Genomic DNA, 24220 nt, shown 5'->3' on the forward strand with positions numbered 1-24220 from the left:
GCCCGCAATGACCACCGACCAGGCCAATGAAACATTCGGGCAGCTGACCTTCGCTGTCCCCAAGGGACGCATTCTCGACGAAGCGCTGCCTGTGATGGCGCGCGCGGGCGTGGTGCCCGAAGAGGCGTTTCACGACAAGGCCAACCGCTCGCTTTCGTTCGACACGACCCGCGACGACATGCGGCTGATCCGCGTGCGCGCGTTCGACGTGGCAACCTTCGTGGCGCATGGCGCGGCGCAAATCGGGATCGTCGGCTCGGACGTCATCGAGGAATTCGACTACGCCGATCTCTATGCGCCGGTCGATCTCGATATCGGCCACTGCCGGCTTTCGGTCGCGCGTCTGAAAGACGATACCGAGAAACGCTCCGGGGTCAGCCACCTGCGGGTCGCTACGAAGTACCCAAACCTCACGCGCAGGCATTTCGAGGCAGCGGGCATCCAGGCCGAATGCGTAAAGCTGAACGGCGCGATGGAACTCGCACCCTCACTCGGGCTTGCTCGGCAGATCGTCGATCTCGTTTCGACGGGCACAACCTTGAAGCAAAACGGTTTGGTCGAGGTGAGCCGTATCATCGACATTTCCGCCCGCCTGATCGTCAACCGCGCGGCGCTCAAGCAGGACCCGCGCGTAGCCGAATTGGTCGCAGCGTTCCGGGCCGATGCCGAAGCGCGGGCAAGGGACGCGGCGTAATGCAGACGCTTACGAGCCTCGACCCCGATTTCGAAAAGGACTTCTCTCGTCTGGTCAATGCGCGGCGCGAGTCCGATGTCGATGTCGCGGGACGGGTGACGGGCATCCTGAACGAAGTGAAGAACCGCGGCGACGATGCACTGGTCGAATACAGTCAGCGCTTCGATGATTACACGCTCGCAGCGGAGAGCGATTGGGTCATCACGCCCGAAAGCTGCAAGCAGGCGTATGACGAGTTGGGGGCCGAGTTGCGCGATGCGCTGGAACTCGCGGCAGACCGCATCCGCGCGTATCATCAGGCGCAGCTTCCCGAGGATCGCGACTACACCGACGATGCGGGAGTACGCCTCGGCGCGATCTGGCGTCCGGTCGATGCCGCAGGGCTTTACGTGCCCGGAGGCCGCGCGGCATATCCCTCCTCGCTGCTGATGAACGCTATCCCCGCCAGGGTGGCGGGAGTCGAGCGACTGGTGGTCGTGACACCGACACCCAAGGGCAATTCCAACCCGCTGGTGCTCGCTGCGGCGCATATTGCCGGTGTCGACGAGATCTGGCGCGTCGGCGGAGCGCAAGCGATCGGCGCGCTCGCCTATGGCACAGAGCGGATCAGGTCGGTCGATGTCATCACCGGCCCGGGTAACGCCTATGTCGCCGAGGCCAAGCGCCAGCTGTTCGGCGTGGTCGGGATCGATATGGTCGCAGGTCCTTCCGAAATCCTCGTGATCGCCGATGGCAAGAACGATCCCGACTGGATCGCCGCCGACCTGCTCTCTCAGGCCGAACACGATCCGACCTCGCAATCGATCCTGATCACAGACGATGCCGGGTTCGGCGCTCTGGTCAGCGATTGCATCGATCTGCAATTGAGCCAACTCGCTACCGGCAAGGTCGCCAAGGCCAGCTGGGACGCCCACGGAGCCATCATCGTGGTCAACGACCTCGAAGCCGAAGCGCCCGCGCTCGCCAACCGTCTCGCCGCCGAGCATATCGAACTCGCGGTCGACGATCCCGAACCGTTCCTCCGCTCGGTCCGCCATGCAGGCAGCGTCTTCCTCGGTCGGATGACCCCTGAAGCGGTCGGCGATTATGTCGCGGGGCCGAACCACGTCTTGCCGACCGGCCGGCGCGCGCGGTTCTCGAGCGGCTTGTCGGTGCTCGACTTCATGAAACGCACCAGCTTCCTTGGCCTCGACGAGACATCCTTCCCCAAGATCGGACCGGCGGCCGCAGCGCTCGCGCATGCGGAGGGCCTGCCCGCACATGCCAAATCCGTAGAGCTTCGCATCAAATGAACAGCCCCGCCCGATCCCAGGCCCGCTCGACCGCGCGCCTTGCCGCCGTCCAGGCATTGTACCAGCAGCAAATGGAGGGCACTGCGCTCAACAAGCTGCTGAATGAATTTCACCAGCATCGCCTCGGCCGCGAGGTGGATGACGAGGACCACGAAGGCGAAGTCTTCGCAGATGCCGAAGTCGACTTCTTCGACGACATCGTGCGCGGCGTCGACGCGCGGCGCGACGAAATCGACGCCCTGCTGGTTGCCAAACTGGCGCAGGGCTGGACGCTCGCACGGCTCGACAAGACCATGCTGCAGGTACTGCGCGGCGGAACCTACGAATTGATCGCGCGTGCCGATGTCCCGACCGCAACGGCAATCAGCGAATATGTCGATGTCGCCAAGGCGTTCTTCGACGATCGCGAGGCGAAGTTCGTCAACGGCATTCTCGATGCCGTGTCCAGGGATGTGCGCTCCTGAGTTCGCGCGTGGCCCTCGCACGTGTTAGGGCCTGAATTATGATGACCGAACGCGAGTTTCTGGCGGCACTTCGAACCTTGCCGCTGCACACAGGCTCGCGCGGGCTCGAGGATGACTGCGCGCTGATCGAGATCGGCGGAGAAACGCTCGTCTTCAATCATGACATGATGGCCGAAGACACGCATTTCCGGCGGAACGCGGACCTTGCCGACGTCGCCTGGAAGCTGGTGGCGATCAACCTTTCCGATCTGGCATCCAAAGGGGCGAAACCAGTCGGGGTTCTGCTGGGCCATTCGCTTGGCGGCAACGACCAGCGATTTGTCGAAGGGCTACGCGAAGTGCTCGCGGCCTACGACGTGCCGCTGATGGGAGGCGACACGATCGCCGCGACCGGCGCGAGCACATACAGCCTGACAGCCATCGGAAAAGCGACCTCCGCGCCGGTACCGTCACGCGGCGGGGCGGAGGCAGGCCACTCGGTTTTCGCAACCGGCTCTTTCGGACGCGCCATGCTCGGTTTCGAAGGCGATCCCGCCCACGTCGCAGCCTTCAATCGCCCTCGACCGCGGATCGAAGAGGGCCTCGCACTGGCCTCTCTGGTCGGCGGCATGATGGACGTATCCGACGGATTGCTGCTCGATGCCTTCCGCATGGCGCAGGCAAGCAAGGTGACGATCGCCATCGAAAGCGCGGCCGTTCCCGTGGCCGCGCCGGACCGCAGGACCGAGTGCATGCAATGGGGCGACGACTACGAGTTGCTCTTTACGCTTCCGGACGGGATCGTTCCTCCGGTCGAGGCGACTATGATCGGAACGGTCGAACCGCAAGGCTTCGTCCCGCTCTTCGTCGATGGGGAGCCGGTCGCTAACCCCGAAGGCCTTGGCTACCAGCACGGTTGAGCGCGCCATAGCGCAGATACCCTCCCGAAAATTGGTGAAACGGGCGTTTCACCGCCTGTTTCGGGCTTGTCAGTCGCCCTCAAGCCCCTATGACTGTGCGCCCTTGCGCCGCAAAACATAAGCGGGATCTTAAACAGGCGCATTTCCCAAACATTTTTCCGCGTCACGAGAGGGGATAATTCGTGAACCTTATTCTTATTTCTATCGGGCTGGGACTGCTCGCCGTGATCTACGGCGTGGTCACCCGCGCCCAGGTGCTCGCGCAGAGCACCGGCAACGCCAAGATGCAGGAAATCGCCGGCGCCATTCAGGAGGGCGCGCAGGCTTACCTCAAGCGCCAGTACACCACCATCGCCATCGTCGGCGTGGTCGTCGCGATCATCGTCGCGGTCTTCCTCGGCGTTGTTCCGGCGGTTGGCTTCGTGCTTGGCGCGGTGCTGTCGGGCGTCGCGGGCTTCATCGGCATGAACATCTCGGTGCAGTCGAACGTGCGCACTGCGGCAGCGGCTGAAAAAGGCCTGCAGGAAGGCCTCACTCTGGCGTTTCGCGCGGGCGCGATCACCGGCATGCTGGTGGCCGGACTCGCGCTGCTCGCCATTGCCGTGTTCTTCTACGTCATGGTCGGTCCGATGGGCCTCACCGCCAGCGACCGCACCGTAATCGACGGCCTCGTCGGCCTCGCCTTCGGCGCTTCGCTTATCTCGATCTTCGCGCGTCTGGGCGGCGGTATCTTTACCAAGGCCGCAGACGTCGGCGCCGACCTCGTCGGCAAGGTCGAGGCGGGCATCCCCGAAGACGACCCCCGCAACCCCGCCACCATCGCCGACAATGTGGGCGACAACGTGGGTGACTGTGCGGGCATGGCCGCCGACCTGTTCGAGACTTATGTCGTGACCGTCGGTGCCACCATGGTGCTGACCGCTCTGCTGCTGACCTCGCTCGACGCGCTGCTGCTGCCGCTGATGGCGCTGCCGCTGCTGATCGGCGGGGCGTGCATCGTGACCTCGATCATCGGCACTTACTTCGTCCGCCTTGGTGGCGGCACGAACGTGATGGGCGCAATGTACAAGGGCTTCCTTGTCACCGCTATCCTCGCGATCCCGCTGATCTACCTCGTCACGCAATATGCGCTCGGCACTGTGGGCACGGACATGAACACCGTAATCAACCCGGGCCTCGGCATGGTCGAGTTTACCGGCATGGACCTGTTCCTGTGCTCGCTGATCGGTCTCGCGCTGACGGGCATCATCATCTGGATCACCGAGTACTACACCGGCACGGGTTTCCGCCCGGTGCGCTCGATCGCCAAAGCTTCGGAAACGGGCCACGGCACCAACGTGATCCAGGGCCTCGCCATCAGCCTTGAATCGACAGCGCTGCCGACACTGGTCATTATCGCCGCCATCATCGGCGCATACCAGCTGGCCGGCCTGCTCGGCCTCGCTTTCGGTGCGACCGCGATGCTGGCGCTGGCCGGTATGGTCGTCGCCCTCGACGCCTATGGCCCGGTGACCGATAACGCCGGCGGCATCGCCGAAATGGCGGGTCTCGACGAGAGCGTGCGTGAGAAGACCGATCTGCTCGACGCGGTCGGCAACACCACCAAGGCCGTGACCAAGGGTTATGCGATCGGTTCGGCCGGCCTTGCCGCGCTGGTGCTGTTCGCCGCTTACACCACCGACCTCCGGGTGTTCTTCCCGACCTTCCTCGACGGTGATCTTACCAACGGCGAAGTCTCGTTCAGTCTCGAGAACCCCTATGTGATCGTCGGCCTGCTACTCGGCGCGCTGCTCCCGTACCTGTTCGGTGCGATGGGCATGACCGCCGTGGGCCGCGCCGCCGGTGACGTGGTGAAGGACGTGCGCGAGCAGTTCGCGGGTGACCCGGGCATCATGGAAGGCACCAGCAAGCCTAACTATGCCCGCACGGTCGACCTCGTGACCAAGGCCGCGATCAAGGAAATGATCGTCCCGTCGCTGCTTCCGGTGCTCGCTCCGGTGGTGGTGTATTTCGGCATCTTCTTCATTGCGGGCCAGGCCAACGCCTTTGCCGCACTCGGCGCACTGCTGCTCGGCGTGATCGTCGGCGGCCTGTTCGTCGCGCTTTCCATGACCGCCGGTGGCGGCGCGTGGGACAATGCGAAGAAGTACATCGAAGACGGCAATCACGGCGGCAAGGGCTCGGAAGCTCACAAGGCTGCCGTGACCGGCGACACCGTGGGCGATCCTTACAAGGACACTGCGGGACCGGCCGTGAACCCGATGATCAAGATCACCAACATCGTGGCGCTGCTGCTGCTCGCCGCGCTGGCTGGCGGGGCGCATTGATTTTGAGGAAGGCGGCCCATCCGGGCCGCCTCCTCCTCGCTTCGCTGCGGGCGGGCAGTCGCCCTTGCGGTTGCTGAAGCAACCGGGATCAATAAGACCACTCAATTGATTTGACCCCGTCCGGAGCGATCCGGGCGGGGTTAATCTTTGGGCTTTACAGAGGCAGCCCAGCCACCCGCGCCCTCCACCCTTCCGCCCGGATGGTATCCAGGTAGGCTCCGGGCGGAAGGGTGGAGGGCGCGGGTGGCTTGGTAACCTTTCACGAATGCACGTCCAGATTTTGGACAGCGCCCGCACGGCAGAAGCATTGTTAACCGGGCAATGGCATGTGCTCTCATGGCGCGCGACCCTGTGCGCTGCAGGAGGGCAAATGCGATGGATCTGGCGGGAACGCCCGACCTGAAAAAACTGACCGAGCGCGCGGATGGCGAGATCGGCCTGCCCGCGAGCATACGCGCGCTCACCGTGGCCGAGGCGAAAGACCCCGAATTCCTGGCCGCGTGGACGAAGCTCGCCGATCGGGCGAGCGAACCCAATCCCTTCTACGAACCCTGGTTTCTGCTTCCTTCGCTCGAAGCCTTTGCGCGTAGCGATCGACGCATCGCCCTCATCGCCTGCTGCGGAGATGGCGCGCTGACCGGGCTGATACCCGTTGGACGCACGCGCAACTATTACGGACATCCCGTGCCAAATGTCGCCGGGTGGCTCCACGACAACGCCTTCTACGGCGCGCCGCTGGTCGAAGCCGGGCATGAGCTTCGATTCTGGACGACGCTGCTTGAACATCTCGATCGGGAACCCGGCCTCGCCCTCTTCCTCCATCTCGCACATCTCGATGCCGATGGACCGCTCAACGTCGCGCTCGAAGCTGTCCTCCACGGCTCGGGACGCGAACATGCGATCGCGCATCGGCTCGATCGTGCAATGCTGCGCTCGCCGCTGTCACCTGCCGACTATCTCGCGCAGTCGCTCAGCAAGAAGCACAGCAAGGAATTGCGCCGCCAGCGCCGCCGCCTGGCGGAACAAGGCGAGCTGACGCTGGAGCGCCGCGACGATGCCTTCGCGCTGGACGAGTGGATTGCCGAGTTTCTCGCGCTCGAAGCGGCCGGGTGGAAGGGGGAAGCCGCCTCATCGCTCGCCGATACCACCGAAACGCGCAGTTTCTTCACCGGTGTCATGCGGGGTGCGGCCAAGGCCGGAAAGCTCGACCGGCTGGCTCTCAGGCTCGACCGAAAACCGATCGCCATGCTCGCAAGCTTTGTCGCATCGCCGGGCTGCTACAGCTTCAAGACCGCCTTCGACGAGAGCTACGCCGCGCATTCGCCCGGCATGCAGTTGCAGATCGAGAACCTCGCCACTCTCGATCGGCCGGGCATCGCCTGGTCGGACAGCTGCGCCGCCGAAGGACATCCCATGATCGACCGGCTCTGGACCGAACGCCGCACGCTGGTCAGCCGAAATATCGCTATCGGAGGATCGCTGCGCCGCGCTGCGTTCCGCCAGCTTACGGCCCTCGCAACTCGCCGGAGAAGCCAATCATGAACGCCCCTACCCACCACTGGGAGGCCAAATCTGCGCCGTGCACTTTCGGTCCTGACTCGCGCGACAGTTTCGGACGGCATTACCCGGAGCAGCCGCACACCTTGCGCCACGGTCTCGATCGGCACCCCTTGCTCGAAATCGGCGCATTGGCCGACCTCGCGGAGCAGCTTCCGGAAACGAGCGTCGAATACAATCGTGGCGATCTTCCGATCGGCATCGATGGAAAGCCCGAGGCCACCGGGCTGGCAATCGGCGACACGATCCGCCGGGTGCACGAGACCAATAGCTGGGCGGCGCTGAAAAACGTCGAGCAAGTTCCGGCCTACCGCGCCCTGCTGACCGACCTGCTCGGCGAGTTGCGGGCGGAAATCGAGGCCGCGACGGGCGAACTGCTGACGCCTCAGGCGTTCATCTTCATCTCGAGCCCAAACGCCGTCACACCCTACCACTTCGACCCTGAGTACAACATCCTGCTCCAGATCGCAGGTTCGAAGGTGATGACCCAGTTCCCCGCCGGGGATCCGCGCTTCGCACCCGACGCGATGCACGAAAGCTATCACATGGGCGGGCCGCGCGAACTGCGCTGGGACGATGCTTTCGCCGAAGAGGGGACCCGCTTCGCGCTCGGATCCGGCGATGCCCTCTACGTGCCGGTCATGGCTCCACACTTCGTCGAGAATGGGCCGGAAAGTTCGATCTCGCTGTCGATCACCTGGCGCAGCGAATGGAGCTATGCCGAGGCGGGGGCGCGGTGTTTCAACGCGCTGCTGCGGCGTGCCGGCATAGTGCCTAAGCCCCCGCGCCGCTGGCCGGGCGACAACCGCCCCAAGGATATCGGCTTCCGCGCCTATCGCCGCGTGTTTGGTGCGCCAGCACCCCATGGGCATCCATGAACGCTCCTTTTGCCATCGCTGAGGCCAGTGCGGCCGACCTCACTGGAACTGCCGATCTTCCGCAGCGCGGTTTTTTCCGCTCGGCGTGGTTCCGCTCGGGCAAAGAGCCTGCCTGCAAAGTGGTAACGGCTCGCAATGCTCATGGAGTTCCGCTCGCCACTTTCCCACTGCGTCGCAAGCCAATCGGGCCACTCGCTATCAATGAGGTTGCCGGAGCCTACTGGCCGTTTCGCGGCGTCCCCGTCGATGCCTCCTGCGGCGCGAACGAATTGACCGATGCGATGCGCCAATCCGCTGTCGCGCGGGAACTCGGCAAAGTCTGGCGGCTCGGCCCGGTGATCGAGGACGACCTCTCGCTCAAGACATTGATCGCAGCCGCGCAATCGTCGGGATGGAGCGTCCTCAAGCGCCCGGTCGGCTCGATCTTTGCGCTCGATCTCGAAACCCTCACCGCCAGCGGCACCTGGCCGTCGACCAAGGGCCAGCAGAAGGACCGCTGGCGCGTCCGCCAGCTCGAAAAGACCGGACCGGTCGCCATCACGCGCTTTACCGGCTTGGACTGGACTGCCGAAACCCGCGACGCCATTGCGACGGTGGAGGCCAATTCGTGGGTCGGCCAACTCTATGAAGGTGGCGATACCAAATTCCTGAACCCCGAACTGCGCGCCTATTGGGAAGGCATCGCCGCTGATCCGGCAATCGCCGCGATGATCCGCGGCAGCCTGCTCACTGTCGGCGAAGCCCCTGCAGCCTTTACTTTCGGCCTCGATTGCGGCGACACGCGCTATCTGATCGCCAACAATTTCGACCAACGCTTCAACAAGCACTCTCCGGGCCGCGTCCTGCTTTACGACGACTTCACCCATGCCGCCTCGCGCGGGATCGCACGCATCGACTGGGGTATCGGCGATGGCGGGTACAAGCGCCAGATGGGTGCGCACCAGGATTCGCCGGTGGCCGACCTGCTGTTCGTGCGTGGCAAGCTCTTGGCTGCGCTGTTGAAGCCGCTCTGGAGCCGCTGAGACCCGCTTGACCTCGCCGTCCGTCGCTCGCATGGCCGAAACATGAGCGACACTCCATCTCCCGAGCAACTGGTCGACGGGCTGGTCCGCCTGCTGACCGTCGAAAAACGCGCCGCCGACATCTACATGGGCAACCCGCAAAAGGGCGGCGTTGGACGGGTGTTCGGCGGGCAGGTGCTCGCGCAGGCGTTGCAAGCCGCGCAAGCAAGCGTCACGGACGGAAAACAGGCCCACTCGCTCCACGCCTATTTCCTGCGTGGGGGTAAAGAGGGCATTCCGATCGAATACCGGATCGAGCGCGACTTCGACGGGCGCAGCTTTTCGAACCGCCGCGTGGTCGCCGCGCAGGAAGACGAAGACGGCTCCTCGACTCCGATCCTCAACCTCACGGCGAGCTTTCAATCGCCAGAGGATGGGCTCGAGCATGCGGATTCGCCGATGCCCGACGTCGCCGGGCCCGAGGAACTCAAATCCGACATGGAGATGCGCCACCAGATGGCCGAGCGCATGGGCGACAAGCTTTCCGAAGTGCAACGCAAGCTGATGCTGCGTCCAAGGCCGATCGAAATGCGCACGCTCGACCGGTTGCACTGGATGAATGCCGAACCGCGCGAACCCCGGGCCCACACCTGGTTCAAGACCGCGGCACCACTGACCGACGATCCGGCGCTCCATCGCGCGGTCATCACCTATGCCAGCGACTTCACGCTGCTCGGCACCAGCGCGCTGCCGCACGGCCTGTCGTGGATGCGCGGTGAACTGGTCGGCGCGAGCCTCGACCATGCGATCTGGTTTCACCGCGAAGCGCGGGCCGACGAGTGGCTTCTCTACGCCACCGACGCCCCGTGGTCGGGAAGCGGACGTGGCTTCAATCGGGGCCGAATCTTCAATCGCGCGGGCGAGCTGGTCGCGAGCGTCGCTCAGGAAGGCATGATGCGGCGGCGGAAAGGCAAAAAGCCTTAATCGCGATCAACCGCCCTTGCTGCGCGACCCGTTCTTGCCGCTCGTAGAAGAATTGGAGGTGGTCGATGCACCATCGCGCGAGGCGAGGCTCCACGATCCGTTGCGCGTGCCAAAACCGCCGGCCTTGGCCAGCTTCGACGCCGCCTTGACCTTGGGCACGGACTTCACCCGCTCCATTGCGCGGTTCGATGCGAAATACTTGCCCGGCGCTCCGGCATAGCCCAGCCGCGCGCCATTGGCGGTCTGGTATCCGCCCGCCTTGCTCTTGAACAGCGGCGCACTGGAATTGCCCTTGCTCGAGAACCACGCGACGACGAAGGGCGAATAGTGGCGGCGGCCACTCTGCGCCTGTTCCTCGCCAACGCCGTTTTCAACGCATTGCCCGGCACCGTATTCGCTCTCGCAATCCTGCAGCGCTTCGAAACGCGGCGCTTCCTGTTCGGCGCGCGCGATCGCTTCGTCGCGCATTTCATCGCATTCCTCGCGCGATTTGCCGGTCACCTTGGCGCAAACAAATGCGTTCTCAAACACCTGGACCTCGGTCTTGTCCGAGTCCTTGGCGTTGGCGGAGGGCGCACCACCGCCACCGCAGGCCGACAGCATCGCGCCGCCGCCCAACGCGACCATCGTGGTCAAGGCGACTTTGGAAGAGCGCTTGGAACGCTTCGGCGAGACCGGTAATTGCATCAGATTTTCCCCCGTCCAGACGGATATGAAGGTTGGCTTAGGGAGAAATGGTTATCATTAGATGGACGCGGTCCGTTTTTGCCGCCGAAAGAGGGATTTATGCTGCGCAGATCGGTGAGCGAGCGCCCGGACTGGCAGGCCATTGCCGAAGCCAACGGTTTCATTTTCCACCACGTCGATGGCGAGATCTACTGGGACGAGCGCGCCTGCTGGCAGTTTACCCTGCGCGAGATCGAAGACGAAATCGAGGACCCCACGACCGAGCTTTACGCCATGTGCCTGCAACTGGTCGACGAGGCCTGCGGCTCGCAGGAGGTGATGGAACGGCTCGCCATCCCCCAGCCGATGTGGGACGTGATCGCCCATTCATGGCGCGGCGGCGAAGCCTCGCTCTATGGCCGGTTCGACTTCGCCTATGACGGCAGCGGCCCGGCCAAACTGCTCGAATTCAACGCCGACACGCCCACCAGCGTCTATGAAACCGCGTTCTTCCAGTGGCGCTGGCTGGAAGACATGATCGCGGCGGGCTTGCTTCCGGAAGAAACAGACCAGTTCAACCGGCTGCACGAGGCGCTGGTCGAACGATTCGGCCAGATGCTCGCCCCCGGGAGCCTGCTGCATCTCTCGGCGGTCGAGGACCATGTCGAGGATCGCGCGACGGTCGCCTATTTCGAGGACCTTGCGGGGCAGGCCGGTCTCGAGACGAAGTTCCTAGATATCGAGCGGGTCGGGATCGATGCAACCGGACAGTTCATCGACCCGGACGGCTACAAGATCGGAGCGATATTCAAGCTGTATCCGTGGGAAGACATGGTGCGCGAGGAATTCGCTGCACAGGTGGCAAGGTCGGATACGGCGTTCATAGAACCCGCATGGAAGGCGCTGTTGTCGAACAAGGCGATGCTGCCGCTGCTGTGGGAGCGCCATCGCGGACACCGCAACCTGCTACCCGCATTCGTCGCAGGATCGGATGGCGCGAAGGAATTGATGAAAGGGCCGCACGTCACCAAACCGTTCTTCAGCCGCGAGGGCGCGGATATCGAGCTGTTCGACGGCTCAGGCCATCACTCAGGTCCCGAGCAGGGCTATGGCGAGGAAGGCGGCATCGTCCAGGCCTATGCTCCGATCGCGCGGCACGGCGACAACCACGCGGTGATCGGCAGCTGGCTCGTAGGTGACGATCCGGCAGGCATGTCGGTGCGCGAGGATGCGAGCCCGATCACAAGGGACCTGGCCCGCTTCCTGCCGCATATCATTCTGGGTTAGTGGGCCAGAAATATTGGTAGCTGCGGATCGGTCAGCGACCGCCGGGTCACTCCGCCAAGCAGCATTTCAGCCAGCCGCGAATGGCCATAGGCACCCATCACCATCATCGAGCATTCGCGCATCTGCGCTGCCGAAAACAATGTGTCCGAAATCTTCGCTTCGCCGCGCGGAATCTCGACAATCTCTGCCCTGATCCCGTGGCGGCTTAGATATTCGGCAGCCTCGTCGGCACCGAAATCGGCGCGATTCTTGTCATTCGGCTCCGAAACGCTGGCGAGATAGACCTCGCTTGCGAGCGACAGCAGCGGCACCGCTGCGCGCAGTGCGACACAAGCTTCGGAGGAGCCGTTCCACGCGACGAGAATTGGGGCGCGAATATCGATCCGTTTGGTGTCCGCAGGGACGACCAGCACCGGCGCCGGAGCCTTGAGCGCAAGCTGGCCGACCATGGCCGAGGGGCGATGCATCCCGTCCTCGCCGACATCGTCGGGTCCGACGATGATGATATCGTGCAGAGCCGATTGTTCGAGTAGGCGGCTCTCGGCCATGCCGTAGAGGAACTTCCATTCCCAGTTGGCGTCCTCGTTGGCGAGGTCGGTCTCGGTCTTGGCGCGGAACTCCTCGGCCGCCTCCTTGATCTGCGGCAACGCAGCGGCCATCGCCGATCCGTAGAAATCGCCGGGCGCGAATACTTCGTAGCTCACCGATTGCAGGAAGGTGATGTGACCGCCCGACGCCCGCGCGATATCGAGCGCAACCTGCATACGCGCTTCCATCGAACTGTCGTCATTGGCGTGAACGAGAATCGATTTCATGGGGCTTCTCCTTATCTGACCCGGAGACGATGCGCGTGATGGTAAGTAGCTGCATTGATCCACGTCAATCTTTGAACGCATTCATACCCTTTGCTCCGGAACGGCGAACCGCTATCCTCGCGCTTGGGAGCAATTCATGCAGATCACACGCCAGCCGCCGGTCAAAACGACGCTCGAGCCGTCAAATCACCCTTATCTTTCGGGGCCGTGGACGCCGCTTCACGAGGAAGTCGACGTCGACGAGCTCGAGGTGATCGAGGGTCAGATCCCTACCGACATCGACGGGATCTACCTGAGAAACACCGAAAACCCGGTGCACCAGCCGCTCGGACGGCATCATCCTTTCGATGGGGATGCGATGATCCACCAGGTCAGTCTATCGGGCGAGAAGGCGAGCTACCGCAATCGCTTCGTGCGAACCCATTGTTTCACCGAGGAGCAAATTGCAGGCGGCGCGCTGTGGGGCGGCCTGATGGACCCGCCCGCGCTCTCGAAACGCTCCGGTTTCGGTGCCCATGGCTCGCTGAAGGACACCGGCTCGACCGACATCATCGTCCACGCCGGGATCGCCTACGCAACCTTCTACCAGTGTGGCGAGGCCTGGATGCTCGATCCGGTCACACTGGAGAATCTCGGCAAAGCCCCGTGGGGCCCGATCGACGGGGTTTCCGCCCATCCCAAGGTGGACGAAGCCACCGGCGAGCTGATGTTCTTCAATTACTCGAAGCATGCGCCCCACATGCATTACGGCGTGGTCGATCGCGCCGGCAAGCTGGTGCATTACGTGCCGATCCCCCTGCCCGGGCCGCGCTTGCCGCACGACATGGCGATTACGAAGAACTGGTCGATCCTCAACGACATGCCGCTGTTCTGGGACGAAGAACTGCTCAAGCGCGACATCCATGCCGCTCGTATCCATGAGGGCGTGCCAACCCGCTTCGCGCTGATCCCGCGTCATGGCCAGGCGCAAGACATCCGGTGGTTCGAAGCTTCGCCAACCTACGTTCTGCACTGGACGAATGCATGGGAAGAAAGCGACGAGGTTGTCCTGGAAGGTTATTATCAGGACAAGCCGATGCCAGATCCGATCAAGGAGGCGGGCGAGTACAGCCACATGATGGCCTATGTCGATGAACACTCGTTCCAGTCGCGGCTGCACCGTTGGCGCTTCAATCTCGCAACCGGCGAGACCATCGAAGAGCGTCTCTCGGACCGCATCGTCGAATTCGGCATGATCAATCCCGATTATCTCATGAAGAAGAGTCGCTACATCTGGTCGACTACGACCCGGCCCGGCTGGTTTCTGTTCAACGGCTACGTGCGCCACGACACAGAGACGGGGGAGGAGCAGGTCTACGAGCTGCCCGAAGGCGTCTACGCGAGCGAAAGCCCGATGGTGCCGAGCAAGGGCGCTTCGTCGGAGGACGACGGGTATCTGATCACCTTCCTGATCGACGAGAACTCGGGCACCTCCGAATGCGCAATTCTCGATGCTTCCGACATCGCGAAAGGCCCGATCTGCCGCCTTGCGCTCCCGCACAAGATTTCGAGCGGGGTGCATTCGACCTGGGTCGATCATGCGCTCCTTCGCGCGGACAGGGAATTGCAGCGGTCGCAAGTGGCCGTCTGACCGGCCTGCAAGCGACGAATATGCAACTTTTGTCGCCCCGACGCATTGTTACTATAGACATCGCAAATTCAACAGAAAGGCCCCGAAAATGGCATTCGAACTGATCGATCTTCCCTATCCCGACACCGCTCTCGAACCGGCGATCTCCGCCAACACGCTGTCGTTTCACCATGGCAAGCACCACAATGCCTATGTGTCGAAGATGAACGATGCGATCGAAGGCACGGCCCATGCCGATGCCTCGCTCGAAGCGATCATCGCGGCTGCCCGTGGCAGCAACCAGGGGCTGTTCAACAACGCCGCGCAGAGCTGGAACCACGGGTTCTACTGGCATTCGATGGCGGGTAGCGAAACCGCCCCGTCAGACGAGCTCAAGGCGAAAATCGACGCCGCCTTCGGCTCGGTCGACGCGCTCAAGGACCAACTCAAAGCACGCGGCGCAGGCCACTTCGCCAGCGGCTGGGTCTGGCTGGCCGAAAAGGGCGGCGAGCTTTCCATCGAGGAAACCCATGACGGCGATACGCTGGCAGATCAGGACGGCGTCAACCCGCTGCTTGTGATCGACGTCTGGGAGCATGCCTACTACCTCGACCACCAGAATGCGCGCCCGTCTTACCTCGATGCGGTCGTGGGTTCGAAAATCAACTGGGCATTCGCCAGCGAAAATCTCGCGCGCGGCACAACCTGGACCTATCCAAACTAATCCTCCAGAGAATCTTGCCCCTGGCAAGAAGAACGGCCCGGCCTGCATCTCGCAGCCCGGGCCTTTTCTTTGTAGAATCGCGCCGCGCCCAAGCGCCGCATGAGACAAATTTCAAGTAATTCGTTTCGCCAGCAAATATGGATCGCGCGCGTTAACCTTTTCAGGAAGTACTCACACGCGGCGATCCCAAGGAAACGTGCGCCGAAACGTAGCCTGCAACAAAAAAAGGCCTCCGCGAGGAGGCCTTTAATCGTTGTAGTCAATTAGCGTCTTACCGGAAAATCCAGTCCCAAATTGAACGCAGCATGATCCTATCTCCTGTTGCAAAAGGAGCATTAGGATTACGTTAAGAATAGGTCTTTGTAAAGTATTAACCTTGGCTGCTTCGCTGGATACCGCTACCCCTCTGTAAACGCATGGTTTCTTGGAAAAGCGAGAATGTCTGCGGTCGGGCGATGCAGAACCCCTGAGCAAGATCTCCGCCCATGTCGCGCAACATCTCGAAGGTCTCCATGTTGTCGATTCCCTCGGCGACCGATTCCATCCCCAAATCGCGGGCGAGTTGCAGCATGTTGCTGACGATCGCGCGGGCGCTCTTGTCCCTCGCAACCGAATTGGCAAACATACGGTCGATCTTCACTTCGGAGAACGGAAGATTGTACAGCGCGTCATAGTTCGCGCTGGCCACGCCGAAATCGTCGATAGAGAATCGGATTCCCGATTTGCCGATCTGTTCCATGATATCGCGCGCAACTGCGAAGTCCTCGAATCTGGCTGTTTCCGTGATCTCGATGAAGATCTGGCTCGGATCGGCATCGGTTTCGACCAAGGTGCGTTCGACGAGATCGGCAATCCGCTGGTCGACGAACTGGATAGCCGAAACGTTGACCGATGTCCGTGGCGGCAACCCTTCGTCTTGAAGCGAGCGCGACGCTTCAAAACTCAGCCGGAGGACTCGCTTGGTTAGCTCGTCGAGCCTTCCGACACGTTCGCATTGCAGGATGAAGCGCGCCGGCGAGATTTCGCCGCGTTCCTCGTCGACCCAGCGCGCAAGCGCTTCCGAGCCCACGAACAGGCCCGTTTGCAGATCTACCTGCGGCTGGAGCTTGATCCAGATTCGGTTGTCGGAGAGAGCGTTTTCCAGCCGCGATTGCAGCGAATAGTCCCAGGTTTCGCTATCAGCCTCGAAGTCGGTGATGATAAAAACCGGGCGATAGGCCTCGCGGGCCTGGTCCGCCGCAGCGATTGCCGAACTGATACGACTCGAAGGGGCCTTGTTGTCCGACTGGTCGACCCCGACCGTCAAGGATACATCGATCGCCCGCTTGCCGATCGTCACGGCTTGCGAAACGACAGCTCGCAAGCCTTCGAGGTGGGCTTGCAGATCAGGGTAGTCCACTTCGGCGAGCAGGAAGGAGAAGTACTTCCCGCCATCGTGGTAAACAGTAAGCGCGGCGTCGCCCAGCGTCAGCCGCGATGCGATCTGGCGCAGATACTGTCCCTGCTCATACTGGTTGAGGCTTGCGAGGATGGCATCGAGGCGGGCGATCTTGGCGACGACGATCGCAGTGCCATCAACTTCATCAGAAGATTCCAGATCACGGCGCAGCGCAGCAAAGTTGGGCAGGCGGCTGCGAGGATCGATGAAGAGATGGCGCCTGCGATAATTGTAGATCATGCGGGCGATCGCAAAGAAGATGGCCACGAACATCGGCTCGGCCAGCATGATCCGCCAACCGACAAGCGCGCTCATGACGAAGACCGCGCCGAAACTGCAAATCCAGAATGCGTAGAAGCGCCGACGGTTTGTCATACCGCGAAAGCGCATGAGACCAATCAGCAACAGCAATCCGAACGCGGGAATCGTGATCAGCGAACCGAAAAACTGGCCTCCTCCGCGTAGCGCGGTTTCCGCAGCGACCACCTGGATCAAACTCGCGGAAACATCGCCGTCATTCGCGTCCGGCGCCTTGAGCGAACGCCTGTCGCGCAGGAGACCGCCGATCACGACTGTTTTGCCGCGCACGGCATCCGCAATGTCGGGATCCAACGAGCCCAGCTCCGCCAGATCGATCCGCTTCAGTGCTGTCGTATCGATCGTGTAATCGGGATAAACCGCCTCGTCACCCTCGCCACGGTAGGCGAGCACGTTCCAGACTGCAGGGTAAGCGCGGCCGTCATCCTGGTAGATGGCCTCGATCCCCCAAACCAACCGAAGGAAATCGGGCTGGATGTCACTGCTGGCGATACGCATGCCGCGTTCGAAATAGGGGCTGCCCGCTTCGACCAGGTCGTTTTCGTCGATGTCATTGCGGACCGGTCGGCTGAGGTAAATCCGGTCTGCATTGCGTTCGAGCGCCGCCCGCAATTCGCGGTCGATTTCGTCGGAGCCGCTGCGCTGCAGCGAGGAATGGATAACAATCTGGTCGACCCCGTCCCGGTCGAGCTGGTCGAGAGCGCTGAGAAGCTGGCGATTGATGGCTTCACGCGAATTATCGTATTGCCCGGACTGGTTCTCGACCAGCACGATTTCCCCGCTCGGTGCTTTGCTGAAGAGCTTGGATTGAAGCGACCAGATCGCAACGTCGAGCGGACGCAAGATTGTGACGACAGCCAGCAGCGCCGCCACGACAATGGCGACGATTGCATGACGTATTCGCACATTTGCGAAGTCGCGTTGAACGTTATCCAGCAGCATTCAATCCTCAGCTGCGGAATTCCTACGACACGAAGGTAAATATGCCGTTTCCCATTGCCATTCATGCAAGTCGGGGATTTAAGTTTCATTATTTCAGCCACTTCGGACCGTGCGGCACGAACTTCCTTGACGCCCGAGACCTCCCGCGACGCCAACGATCAGGGGTTTCACCCGCTCGCGTGGTAAAAATCGTAAATTTGCCTGGCGACCTTGTCGCTGACCCCTGGGGCGCGCCGCAGGTCCTCCAATGCCGCCGCGCGGACCTTGCTGGCAGTTCCGAAATGGAGCAACAGCGCGCGCTTCCTCGCCGGACCGATGCCGGGGATCTCGTCGAGCGGCGATGCGGTGATCGCCTTCGACCGTTTGGCACGGTGCGCACCGATGACATAGCGGTGCACCTCGTCGCGCAGGTTCTGGAGGTGGAACAGCAACGGCGAATTGGTCTGCAGCGTCTTTTCGCGGCCATCGGGAAAGTGGAACACTTCGCGCCCCTCGCGCCCGTGGTGCGGGCCCTTGGCGATGGCGATAACCGGCACGTCGTCGATGCCGAGTTCGCCCAGCACCTCCTGTACGCTCGACAACTGCCCCTTGCCGCCGTCGACAAGCACCAGGTCGGGCCACACGCCCTCACGCTCGCGGTCGGGATCGTCCTTCATCGCGCGGGTGAAGCGGCGCTCCATCACCTCGCGCATCATGCCGAAATCGTCATTGGTCTGAGCGGACTTGATGTTGAACTTGCGGTATTGCGATTTTTCGAAGCCTTCGGGGCCTGCCACGATCATCGCGCCAACCGCCTTCGCGCCCTGGATGTGGCTGTTGTCGTAGACCTCGATCCGCTGCGGCGGGGCCTCGAGCTCAAGGAATTCGGCAAGCTCGCGGTTTATTTTCGCCTTGGTGCCGGTCTCGGCCAGTCTCCGGTCGAGCGCATCGACCGCGTTGCGGCTCGCCTGCGCCATCAGCTTGCGCCGATCGCCGCGCTGGGGGACCGAAAACTGCACCTTGCGATCCGCCAATTCGGTCAACGCCGCTTCGATCAGCTCTACCTCTGGCAATTCGCGGTCGACCAGCACGGTCGGCGGGGGCGGCACTTCCTCGTAGAATTGCAGGATCACATTCGCGAGCACCTGCGGCTCCTCCACGTCCTTGGTATGGCTGGGAAAGAAGGCGCGGTGCCCCCAATTCTGCCCTCCGCGAACGAAGAACGCCTGCACGCCGATATGCCCGCCCTTGGCCGCAAGCGCGAAGACGTCGGCATCGCCCAGACTCTTCGCATTGATCGCTTGGCTGCCCTGGATGAATGTCGCCGCGCGGAGTCGGTCGCGCAGGATTGCGGCGGTCTCGAAATCGAGTTCCTCGGCGGCCTTGGCCATCTGCTTTTCGAGATCGGCCTGAACCTGGCTGGACTTGCCCGCGAGAAAATCCTTCGCCTGACTCACAAGCGCGTCGTAATCGTCCACACTGATCCGGCCCACGCACGGCGCCGAGCACCGCTTGATCTGGTAGAGCAGGCAAGGTCGGTCGCGATTGTTGAAAAAGCTGTCGGTACAGGACCTTAAGAGAAAGAGTTTTTGCAGGGCGTTAAGCGTAGTGTTGACGCTCCCGGCGCTGGCGAAAGGGCCGTAGTAATTGCCCTTCGCCTTCCTCGCCCCGCGATGCTTGTGAATGCGCGGGAATGCGTGGTCTGCGCGAAGCAGGATGAAAGGGAAGCTCTTGTCGTCGCGCAGCAGCACATTGAACGGCGGGCGGAAGCGCTTGATCAGTTGCGCTTCCAGCAGCAGCGCCTCGGCTTCCGAATTGGTGGTGACGATCTCCATGCTGCGAGTCTGGCTGACCATCCGCTGCAGCCGATTGGTCAGCTGCGCCACCTGCGTGTAATTGGCCACCCGCGCCTTCAAGCTCCGCGCCTTGCCGACATAGAGCACATCGCCGCGCGTATCGCACATGCGGTAAACGCCTGGCACGGGCTTCAGGGTCTTGACCGTCTCCCGGATCGCATTGACTCCGACGTCAAGATTCGGCTGCGCACGAGCGACGGTATAGGCCGCGCGCTCCTCGTTGAAACGTTCGGCCCCTCTTGGATCGTGCGGAGAACCGGCGGGGGTTTTAGCCATAGGCTGACAGATAGGACGCACATCGGCGAGATGGAAGCGCCGCGATTGGCGGCACCAGAATCGCCGGTTCGCTATGAAATACAAGAAATGAACGGTCTCTTATCGGCAAAAATGCACAGTAAGTCGCAATCTTATCGCTGATTTCTGCACTATTTCATATTTACGTCGCGAACCGATCAATAACGGGTTGCACAGCGTTATCTAACGGCCTGTAATGTCGTAATATGATTATTTGCGCATTTCAGGTGAAGCGAAGCGGTCGCCTCCAGCATGGAGTGGCAGCAACTTCGCGGGATTGAGACGGTGGCACAGCCCTAACCGGCCACCGTCACATTGAGCGGAGCAGAGCCCACGTTCTGCCCCAACGCGGCTCTGCTCCGCCCTTTTTCGTCTCTCCCGTTGGCAAGACCGGGCCGCGGCCCTATCGCGGCACGATGGCCGATACACCTCAGAGCTATGACGCAATTGTCCTTGGCGCAGGAGCGGCAGGTCTGATGTGCGCGGCGATTGCCGGGCAGCGCGGCCTCAGGGTTGCGGTGCTCGAGAAGGCGGAGAAGCCAGGTAAGAAGATCCTGATTTCGGGCGGCGGGCGGTGCAATTTCACCAATATCGACGCCGGGCCGGGGAATTACCTCTCCGCCAACCCGCATTTCGCCAAGTCCGCGCTGGCACGTTACACCCCGCAGGACTTCATCGATCTCGTCGAGAAGCACGGCATCGCATGGCACGAAAAGACGCTCGGCCAGCTGTTCTGCGATGGCTCGGCGAAGCAGATCGTCCAGATGCTGCTCGACGAATGCCCCGACGGGTTCGTGGATGTCATCTGTAGCGCGGATGTGACGGCGGTAGCGAAAGACGGCGACCGGTTCGGCGTTTTGGCGAACGGTCAGGTCTACAGCGCTCCCAACCTGGTGATTGCGACCGGCGGCCCCTCGATACCCAAGATGGGCGCAACCGGTTTCGCTTACGAGCTCGCAAGACAATTCGGGCTCAAGGTTGTCGAACCGCGCCCCGCCCTTGTCCCGCTTACCCTCGGCGGAGAGGATGTCTTGTTCCGCGAATTATCGGGCGTTTCCACTCCGGTGCGGGCGCGCGCGGGAAAAGCGAGCTTCGACGAGGCCGCGCTCCTGACACACAAAGGGCTCTCTGGTCCGGCGATCCTGCAAGTCTCGTCCTTTTGGCGACCGGGAGAAGAAATCGGCATCACCTTCGTCCCGCAGGCCGAGACCGACTGGCTGCTCGATCTCAAGCGCGACAATCCGCGCGCTACCGTGCGCAGCGCCCTGCGCGAGCACCTGCCCGACCGCCTGGCCGACGCGCTTGCGGAAAAGCTGGGGATTGAGCGCGAGTTGGGGAATGTTCCCGACAAAGCTTTGCGGGACGCGGCTAAAAAGCTCGCCGACTGGCGCTTTTCGCCCACAGGCACCGAGGGCTTCGCCAAGGCGGAAGTGACGATCGGCGGCATTTCCACCGCAGAGCTTTCCTCGCAGACGATGGAGGCCCGGAGAGTTCCGGGCCTCTATGCCATCGGTGAGGCGGTGGATGTCACCGGATGGCTCGGCGGCTACAATTTCCAATGGGCATGGGCCAGCGGCGTCGCCTGCGCGCAGGCGCTCGCAACGTAATAAAGTTGCGCAAGACCCTTCCGTAGCGGCAATGCCTCACGCGCGCGTGAGGTTGTTTTGTCAATGAAATGTGCCTACCTCGGCTGACAGAGCCCGAAAACGGGCCGAAGCGAGCCAGCTTTCCGGTTCGCCTGCGGGAGAGAACCTTGCGGCAATTGCAGGGCATGGATTCCTCGTTCGTCGCGATGGAATCACCGAATTCGCCGATGCATATCGGCAATCTGTTGATTTACAATCCGGCCACCGCCCCGGGCGGATTTGTGCGGTTCAAGGACATCCTGAACTTCATGGAAAGCCGGATGCAGCTTTCGCGGACGATGCGCCAACGTCTCGTCCGGGTCCCGCTTGATCTCGATTATCCTTACTGGATCGAGGATCCCGATTTCGATCTCGAATACCATGTCCGCCACGTTGCTCTGCCGAAGCCCGGCGACTGGCGCCAGCTGTGCATCCTTACCGCGCGCATTCATGCGCGACCGATGGACCTGACCCGACCGCCTTGGGAGTTCACCGTGGTCGAAGGGCTGGACAACGTCCGCGATTTTCCGCCGGGTTGCTTTGCGTTCGTCACCAAGGTCCACCACTCGGCGATCGACGGAATGAGCGGCATCGACCTGATGGAGGCGCTGCATACGATCTCGCCCAACACCGCGCCTCCGAACGAACCCGATGACTGGAAGCCCGAAAAGGTGCCCAGTGCGGTCGAGTTGCTAGGGAAATCCTATGTCAATTCGCTGCTGAACCCGCTCAAGCAGGCGCAGGTGGCCGCGCAGGCGGTCCCCGGCGTGGCAAAGGCGATCCGCGGGCTCTTGTCGCGCGATTTCAAGCTTACGACCGATTACGTCCCGCCGCGCACTCGCTTCAACCAGTCGATCTCGCCGCACCGCGTGGTCGAAGGACGCAGCTTCTCGCTGACCGAACTCAAATCGATCCGCGCCCTGCTGCCCGAAGCCAAGGTCAACGACGTTGCGCTCGCGATCATCGGCGGAGCTCTGCACAAATATCTTGCCGCGAAGGACGACCTGCCCAAATCGACCATGACGGCGATGGCTCCGATTTCGGTCCGCTCGAAGGACGAAAAAGGCGACATGGGCAACCAGGTTGCGGCGATGATCGCTCCGCTCGGAACCCATATCGCCGATCCCAAGGAACGGCTCGAGTATGTTTACGGCCAGACGAGCAATTCGAAGGCGCTGACCAATGCGCTCGGCGCGCGCACCATGACCGAAGTGAGCAAGGTCAACCCGCTGCTCTACATGGCCTTGGGCGCACAGCTCTTCAGCCGTGTCGGCCTCGCGCACAAATACGCGATGCCTTTCAACACCGTCGTCACCAATGTGCCCGGCCCGCCGGTGCACATCTACTCCGCCGGCGCGCGGATGGAGAGCATGGCGCTTTCGCTCATTTGCCTTACCGACGGTCTGGGGCTCGCGCACATCGTCCAGAGCTATGTCGACGAAGCGATCATCAGCTTCACCGCATGCCGCGACATCATGCCCGATCCCGAATTCTATTCGCAGTGCATTCAGGACAGCTTCGACGAGATGCTGGCCGCGGCAAAAGCGGTCGATGCGAAACCTGCCGCGAAGAAACCCGCCGCGAAGAAGGCTGCGACGGCAAAACCGGCGGCGAAGAAGACCCCGGCCAAAAAGGCCGCCACTGCAAAGACAACGACGAAAAAGACCACCGCGCGCAAGACACCGGCGAAGCGGAAGCCAACGACAACGATCGGTCGCAAGAAGGAGACGAACTGATGGCAAGCATCGCACCGAGCCCCCATGCCAATGGGCACGACCTGCCAGCGGCGGTTCCGCCCAACCGGTTCTGGACCTTTGCCGAAGGCCGGGCCTTCTTCGAACTCGGCGCCTTCTACGCAATGCGACCGCTGCTTTCCGGGCTGACCAAAGGCGACGGCCACTCTGTGGTCGTCCTGCCGGGCTTCATGGCTTCGAACAATTCGACCGCGCCAATGCGACGGTTGCTGAGCGAGCTCGGCTACGACGCGCATGGCTGGGATTCGGGACGAAATGTAAGAGTGAACGAAGCGCTTATCTCTCGTCTCGAAGCGCAGCTGGAGCGGCTCCGCGACGACAGCGGTCGCAAGATCTCGTTGATCGGTTGGAGCCTTGGCGGTGTGCTCGCGCGCGAGATTGCCAAACTCAATCCAGACCTGATCCGCATGGTGGTGAGCCTCGGCAGTCCGATTTCAGACGATCGCAATCACACCAATGCGGCGCGGCTGTTCAAGTTCTTCAACGGCGACGAGCCCGAACGGTTGCGTGACGGACAATTCAAGGGTCTCGACATCGCGCCGCCCGTACCAACGACCTCGATCTTCACCAAGACCGATGGCGTGGTCCACTGGCGTGGCAGCGTGCAGCATCCCCACAAGACCCCTGCCAAGCATCCGAGCGAGAATATCGAAGTCTATGCCAGCCACTGCGGGCTCGGGGTCAATCCCAGCGTGATGATCGCGCTCGCAGACAGGCTTGCGCAAGACGAAGGCGAATGGATGCCGTTCGAGCCGAAGCCGCACCAGCGCCTGCTGTTTCCGCGGCCCAGCCTGAACTAGGCACACCGCTGCTGCCG

19 protein-coding genes are annotated in these 24220 nt (G+C 62.3%); 15 read left to right on the forward strand and 4 right to left on the reverse strand.

Translation table 11 applies throughout. The features are described 5' to 3' along the window. Positions 1–7 precede the first annotated feature (7 nt). The 9 genes from hisG (at position 8) to ACI5KX_RS11680 (ending at position 10096) form a co-directional block, all read left to right on the forward strand. Positions 8–694: an ATP phosphoribosyltransferase gene (hisG, locus tag ACI5KX_RS11640; protein ID WP_406810824.1), complete on the forward strand. Its 687-nt coding sequence runs from the start codon at positions 8–10 to the stop codon at positions 692–694. Beyond that, positions 694–1986: a histidinol dehydrogenase gene (gene hisD / locus ACI5KX_RS11645; RefSeq protein ID WP_406810825.1), complete on the forward strand. Its 1293-nt coding sequence runs from the start codon at positions 694–696 to the stop codon at positions 1984–1986. The genes hisG and hisD overlap by 1 nt, the downstream gene beginning before the upstream one ends. Further along, positions 1983–2450 (forward strand): transcription antitermination factor NusB, encoded by a 468-nt coding sequence (gene nusB / locus ACI5KX_RS11650; protein WP_406810826.1) that lies wholly within the window; start codon positions 1983–1985, stop codon positions 2448–2450. The genes hisD and nusB overlap by 4 nt, the downstream gene beginning before the upstream one ends. Positions 2451–2488: 38 nt before the next feature. Further along, positions 2489–3349 (forward strand): thiamine-phosphate kinase, encoded by an 861-nt coding sequence (gene thiL / locus ACI5KX_RS11655; protein ID WP_406810827.1) that lies wholly within the window; start codon positions 2489–2491, stop codon positions 3347–3349. A gap of 182 nt (positions 3350–3531) precedes the next feature. Further along, positions 3532–5676, forward strand: a complete 2145-nt coding sequence (locus ACI5KX_RS11660; RefSeq protein ID WP_406810828.1) for a sodium-translocating pyrophosphatase — start codon at positions 3532–3534, stop codon at positions 5674–5676. Between the two features lie 375 nt (positions 5677–6051). Continuing rightward, entirely contained in the window at positions 6052–7218 is a 1167-nt protein-coding gene (locus ACI5KX_RS11665) for a GNAT family N-acetyltransferase (protein WP_406810829.1), read from the forward strand. Beyond that, the gene (locus ACI5KX_RS11670) at positions 7215–8111 is read left to right on the forward strand and encodes a transcriptional regulator (RefSeq protein ID WP_406810830.1); all 897 of its coding nucleotides are present in this window, start codon (positions 7215–7217) and stop codon (positions 8109–8111) included. The genes ACI5KX_RS11665 and ACI5KX_RS11670 overlap by 4 nt, the downstream gene beginning before the upstream one ends. Then, on the forward strand, positions 8108–9133 hold the full coding sequence (locus tag ACI5KX_RS11675; protein ID WP_406810831.1) for a GNAT family N-acetyltransferase: 1026 nt from the start codon (positions 8108–8110) through the stop codon (positions 9131–9133). Before ACI5KX_RS11670 ends, ACI5KX_RS11675 begins: the two co-directional genes overlap by 4 nt. Positions 9134–9175: 42 nt before the next feature. Continuing rightward, positions 9176–10096 (forward strand): acyl-CoA thioesterase, encoded by a 921-nt coding sequence (locus tag ACI5KX_RS11680; protein ID WP_406810832.1) that lies wholly within the window; start codon positions 9176–9178, stop codon positions 10094–10096. A 6-nt stretch (positions 10097–10102) separates the two neighbouring features. Here ACI5KX_RS11680 and ACI5KX_RS11685 read toward each other — a convergent pair whose 3' ends face one another. After that, positions 10103–10723: a DUF1190 domain-containing protein gene (locus ACI5KX_RS11685; protein WP_406811367.1), complete on the reverse strand. Its 621-nt coding sequence runs from the start codon at positions 10721–10723 to the stop codon at positions 10103–10105. A gap of 159 nt (positions 10724–10882) precedes the next feature. Between ACI5KX_RS11685 and ACI5KX_RS11690 the strand changes: the two genes are divergently transcribed. Continuing rightward, positions 10883–12049 (forward strand): glutathionylspermidine synthase family protein, encoded by a 1167-nt coding sequence (locus ACI5KX_RS11690; RefSeq protein ID WP_406810833.1) that lies wholly within the window; start codon positions 10883–10885, stop codon positions 12047–12049. Here ACI5KX_RS11690 and ACI5KX_RS11695 read toward each other — a convergent pair. Beyond that, positions 12046–12864 carry a universal stress protein gene (locus ACI5KX_RS11695; protein WP_406810834.1) on the reverse strand — a complete coding sequence of 273 codons (819 nt, stop codon included), beginning with the start codon at positions 12862–12864 and terminating at the stop codon, positions 12046–12048. The genes ACI5KX_RS11690 and ACI5KX_RS11695 overlap by 4 nt on opposite strands. Positions 12865–13000: 136 nt before the next feature. On the opposite strand from ACI5KX_RS11695, the gene ACI5KX_RS11700 reads away from it, so the two are divergent. Next, the gene (locus ACI5KX_RS11700) at positions 13001–14494 is read left to right on the forward strand and encodes a carotenoid oxygenase family protein (RefSeq protein WP_406810835.1); all 1494 of its coding nucleotides are present in this window, start codon (positions 13001–13003) and stop codon (positions 14492–14494) included. A gap of 88 nt (positions 14495–14582) precedes the next feature. Then, a complete protein-coding gene (locus ACI5KX_RS11705; RefSeq protein WP_406810836.1) occupies positions 14583–15197 on the forward strand; it encodes a superoxide dismutase in 615 nt (204 codons plus the stop codon). Between the two features lie 370 nt (positions 15198–15567). On the opposite strand, the gene ACI5KX_RS11710 is transcribed toward ACI5KX_RS11705, so the two are convergent. Both ACI5KX_RS11710 and uvrC read right to left on the reverse strand, forming a co-directional pair. After that, positions 15568–17859 (reverse strand): EAL domain-containing protein, encoded by a 2292-nt coding sequence (locus ACI5KX_RS11710; RefSeq protein WP_406810837.1) that lies wholly within the window; start codon positions 17857–17859, stop codon positions 15568–15570. 203 nt (positions 17860–18062) lie between these two features. Beyond that, positions 18063–20006, reverse strand: coding sequence for an excinuclease ABC subunit UvrC (gene uvrC, locus ACI5KX_RS11715; protein ID WP_406810838.1), 1944 nt, complete (start codon positions 20004–20006; stop codon positions 18063–18065). 434 nt (positions 20007–20440) lie between these two features. On the opposite strand from uvrC, the gene ACI5KX_RS11720 reads away from it, so the two are divergent. The 3 genes from ACI5KX_RS11720 to ACI5KX_RS11730 all read left to right on the forward strand — a co-directional run bounded on the left by ACI5KX_RS11720 (position 20441) and on the right by ACI5KX_RS11730 (position 24203). Continuing rightward, entirely contained in the window at positions 20441–21631 is a 1191-nt protein-coding gene (locus ACI5KX_RS11720; RefSeq protein ID WP_406810839.1) for an NAD(P)/FAD-dependent oxidoreductase, read from the forward strand. 164 nt (positions 21632–21795) lie between these two features. After that, a complete protein-coding gene (locus ACI5KX_RS11725) occupies positions 21796–23385 on the forward strand; it encodes a WS/DGAT/MGAT family O-acyltransferase (protein WP_406810840.1) in 1590 nt (529 codons plus the stop codon). Next, on the forward strand, positions 23385–24203 hold the full coding sequence (locus tag ACI5KX_RS11730; RefSeq protein ID WP_406810841.1) for an esterase/lipase family protein: 819 nt from the start codon (positions 23385–23387) through the stop codon (positions 24201–24203). Before ACI5KX_RS11725 ends, ACI5KX_RS11730 begins: the two co-directional genes overlap by 1 nt. Positions 24204–24220: the final 17 nt, after the last annotated feature.

The sequence above is a fragment of the Erythrobacter sp. GH1-10 genome, from assembly GCF_045363165.1.
Lineage (GTDB): Bacteria > Pseudomonadota > Alphaproteobacteria > Sphingomonadales > Sphingomonadaceae > Erythrobacter.

Bases quoted from the DNA above. Each gene is read 5' to 3' on its own strand.
- ACI5KX_RS11690 (WP_406810833.1), top strand. From the start codon at position 10,883: ATGCTGCGCAGATCGGTGAGCGAGCGCCCGGACTGGCAGGCCATTGCC.
- uvrC (WP_406810838.1), bottom strand. From the start codon at position 20,006: ATGGCTAAAACCCCCGCCGGTTCTCCGCACGATCCAAGAGGGGCCGAA.
- ACI5KX_RS11685 (WP_406811367.1), bottom strand. From the start codon at position 10,723: ATGGTCGCGTTGGGCGGCGGCGCGATGCTGTCGGCCTGCGGTGGCGGT.
- hisG (WP_406810824.1), top strand. From the start codon at position 8: ATGACCACCGACCAGGCCAATGAAACATTCGGGCAGCTGACCTTCGCT.
- ACI5KX_RS11695 (WP_406810834.1), bottom strand. From the start codon at position 12,864: ATGAAATCGATTCTCGTTCACGCCAATGACGACAGTTCGATGGAAGCG.
- ACI5KX_RS11730 (WP_406810841.1), top strand. From the start codon at position 23,385: ATGGCAAGCATCGCACCGAGCCCCCATGCCAATGGGCACGACCTGCCA.
- thiL (WP_406810827.1), top strand. From the start codon at position 2,489: ATGATGACCGAACGCGAGTTTCTGGCGGCACTTCGAACCTTGCCGCTG.
- ACI5KX_RS11680 (WP_406810832.1), top strand. From the start codon at position 9,176: ATGAGCGACACTCCATCTCCCGAGCAACTGGTCGACGGGCTGGTCCGC.
- ACI5KX_RS11675 (WP_406810831.1), top strand. From the start codon at position 8,108: ATGAACGCTCCTTTTGCCATCGCTGAGGCCAGTGCGGCCGACCTCACT.
- hisD (WP_406810825.1), top strand. From the start codon at position 694: ATGCAGACGCTTACGAGCCTCGACCCCGATTTCGAAAAGGACTTCTCT.
- ACI5KX_RS11670 (WP_406810830.1), top strand. From the start codon at position 7,215: ATGAACGCCCCTACCCACCACTGGGAGGCCAAATCTGCGCCGTGCACT.
- ACI5KX_RS11705 (WP_406810836.1), top strand. From the start codon at position 14,583: ATGGCATTCGAACTGATCGATCTTCCCTATCCCGACACCGCTCTCGAA.
- ACI5KX_RS11700 (WP_406810835.1), top strand. From the start codon at position 13,001: ATGCAGATCACACGCCAGCCGCCGGTCAAAACGACGCTCGAGCCGTCA.
- ACI5KX_RS11665 (WP_406810829.1), top strand. From the start codon at position 6,052: ATGGATCTGGCGGGAACGCCCGACCTGAAAAAACTGACCGAGCGCGCG.
- ACI5KX_RS11720 (WP_406810839.1), top strand. From the start codon at position 20,441: ATGGCCGATACACCTCAGAGCTATGACGCAATTGTCCTTGGCGCAGGA.
- nusB (WP_406810826.1), top strand. From the start codon at position 1,983: ATGAACAGCCCCGCCCGATCCCAGGCCCGCTCGACCGCGCGCCTTGCC.
- ACI5KX_RS11725 (WP_406810840.1), top strand. From the start codon at position 21,796: ATGGATTCCTCGTTCGTCGCGATGGAATCACCGAATTCGCCGATGCAT.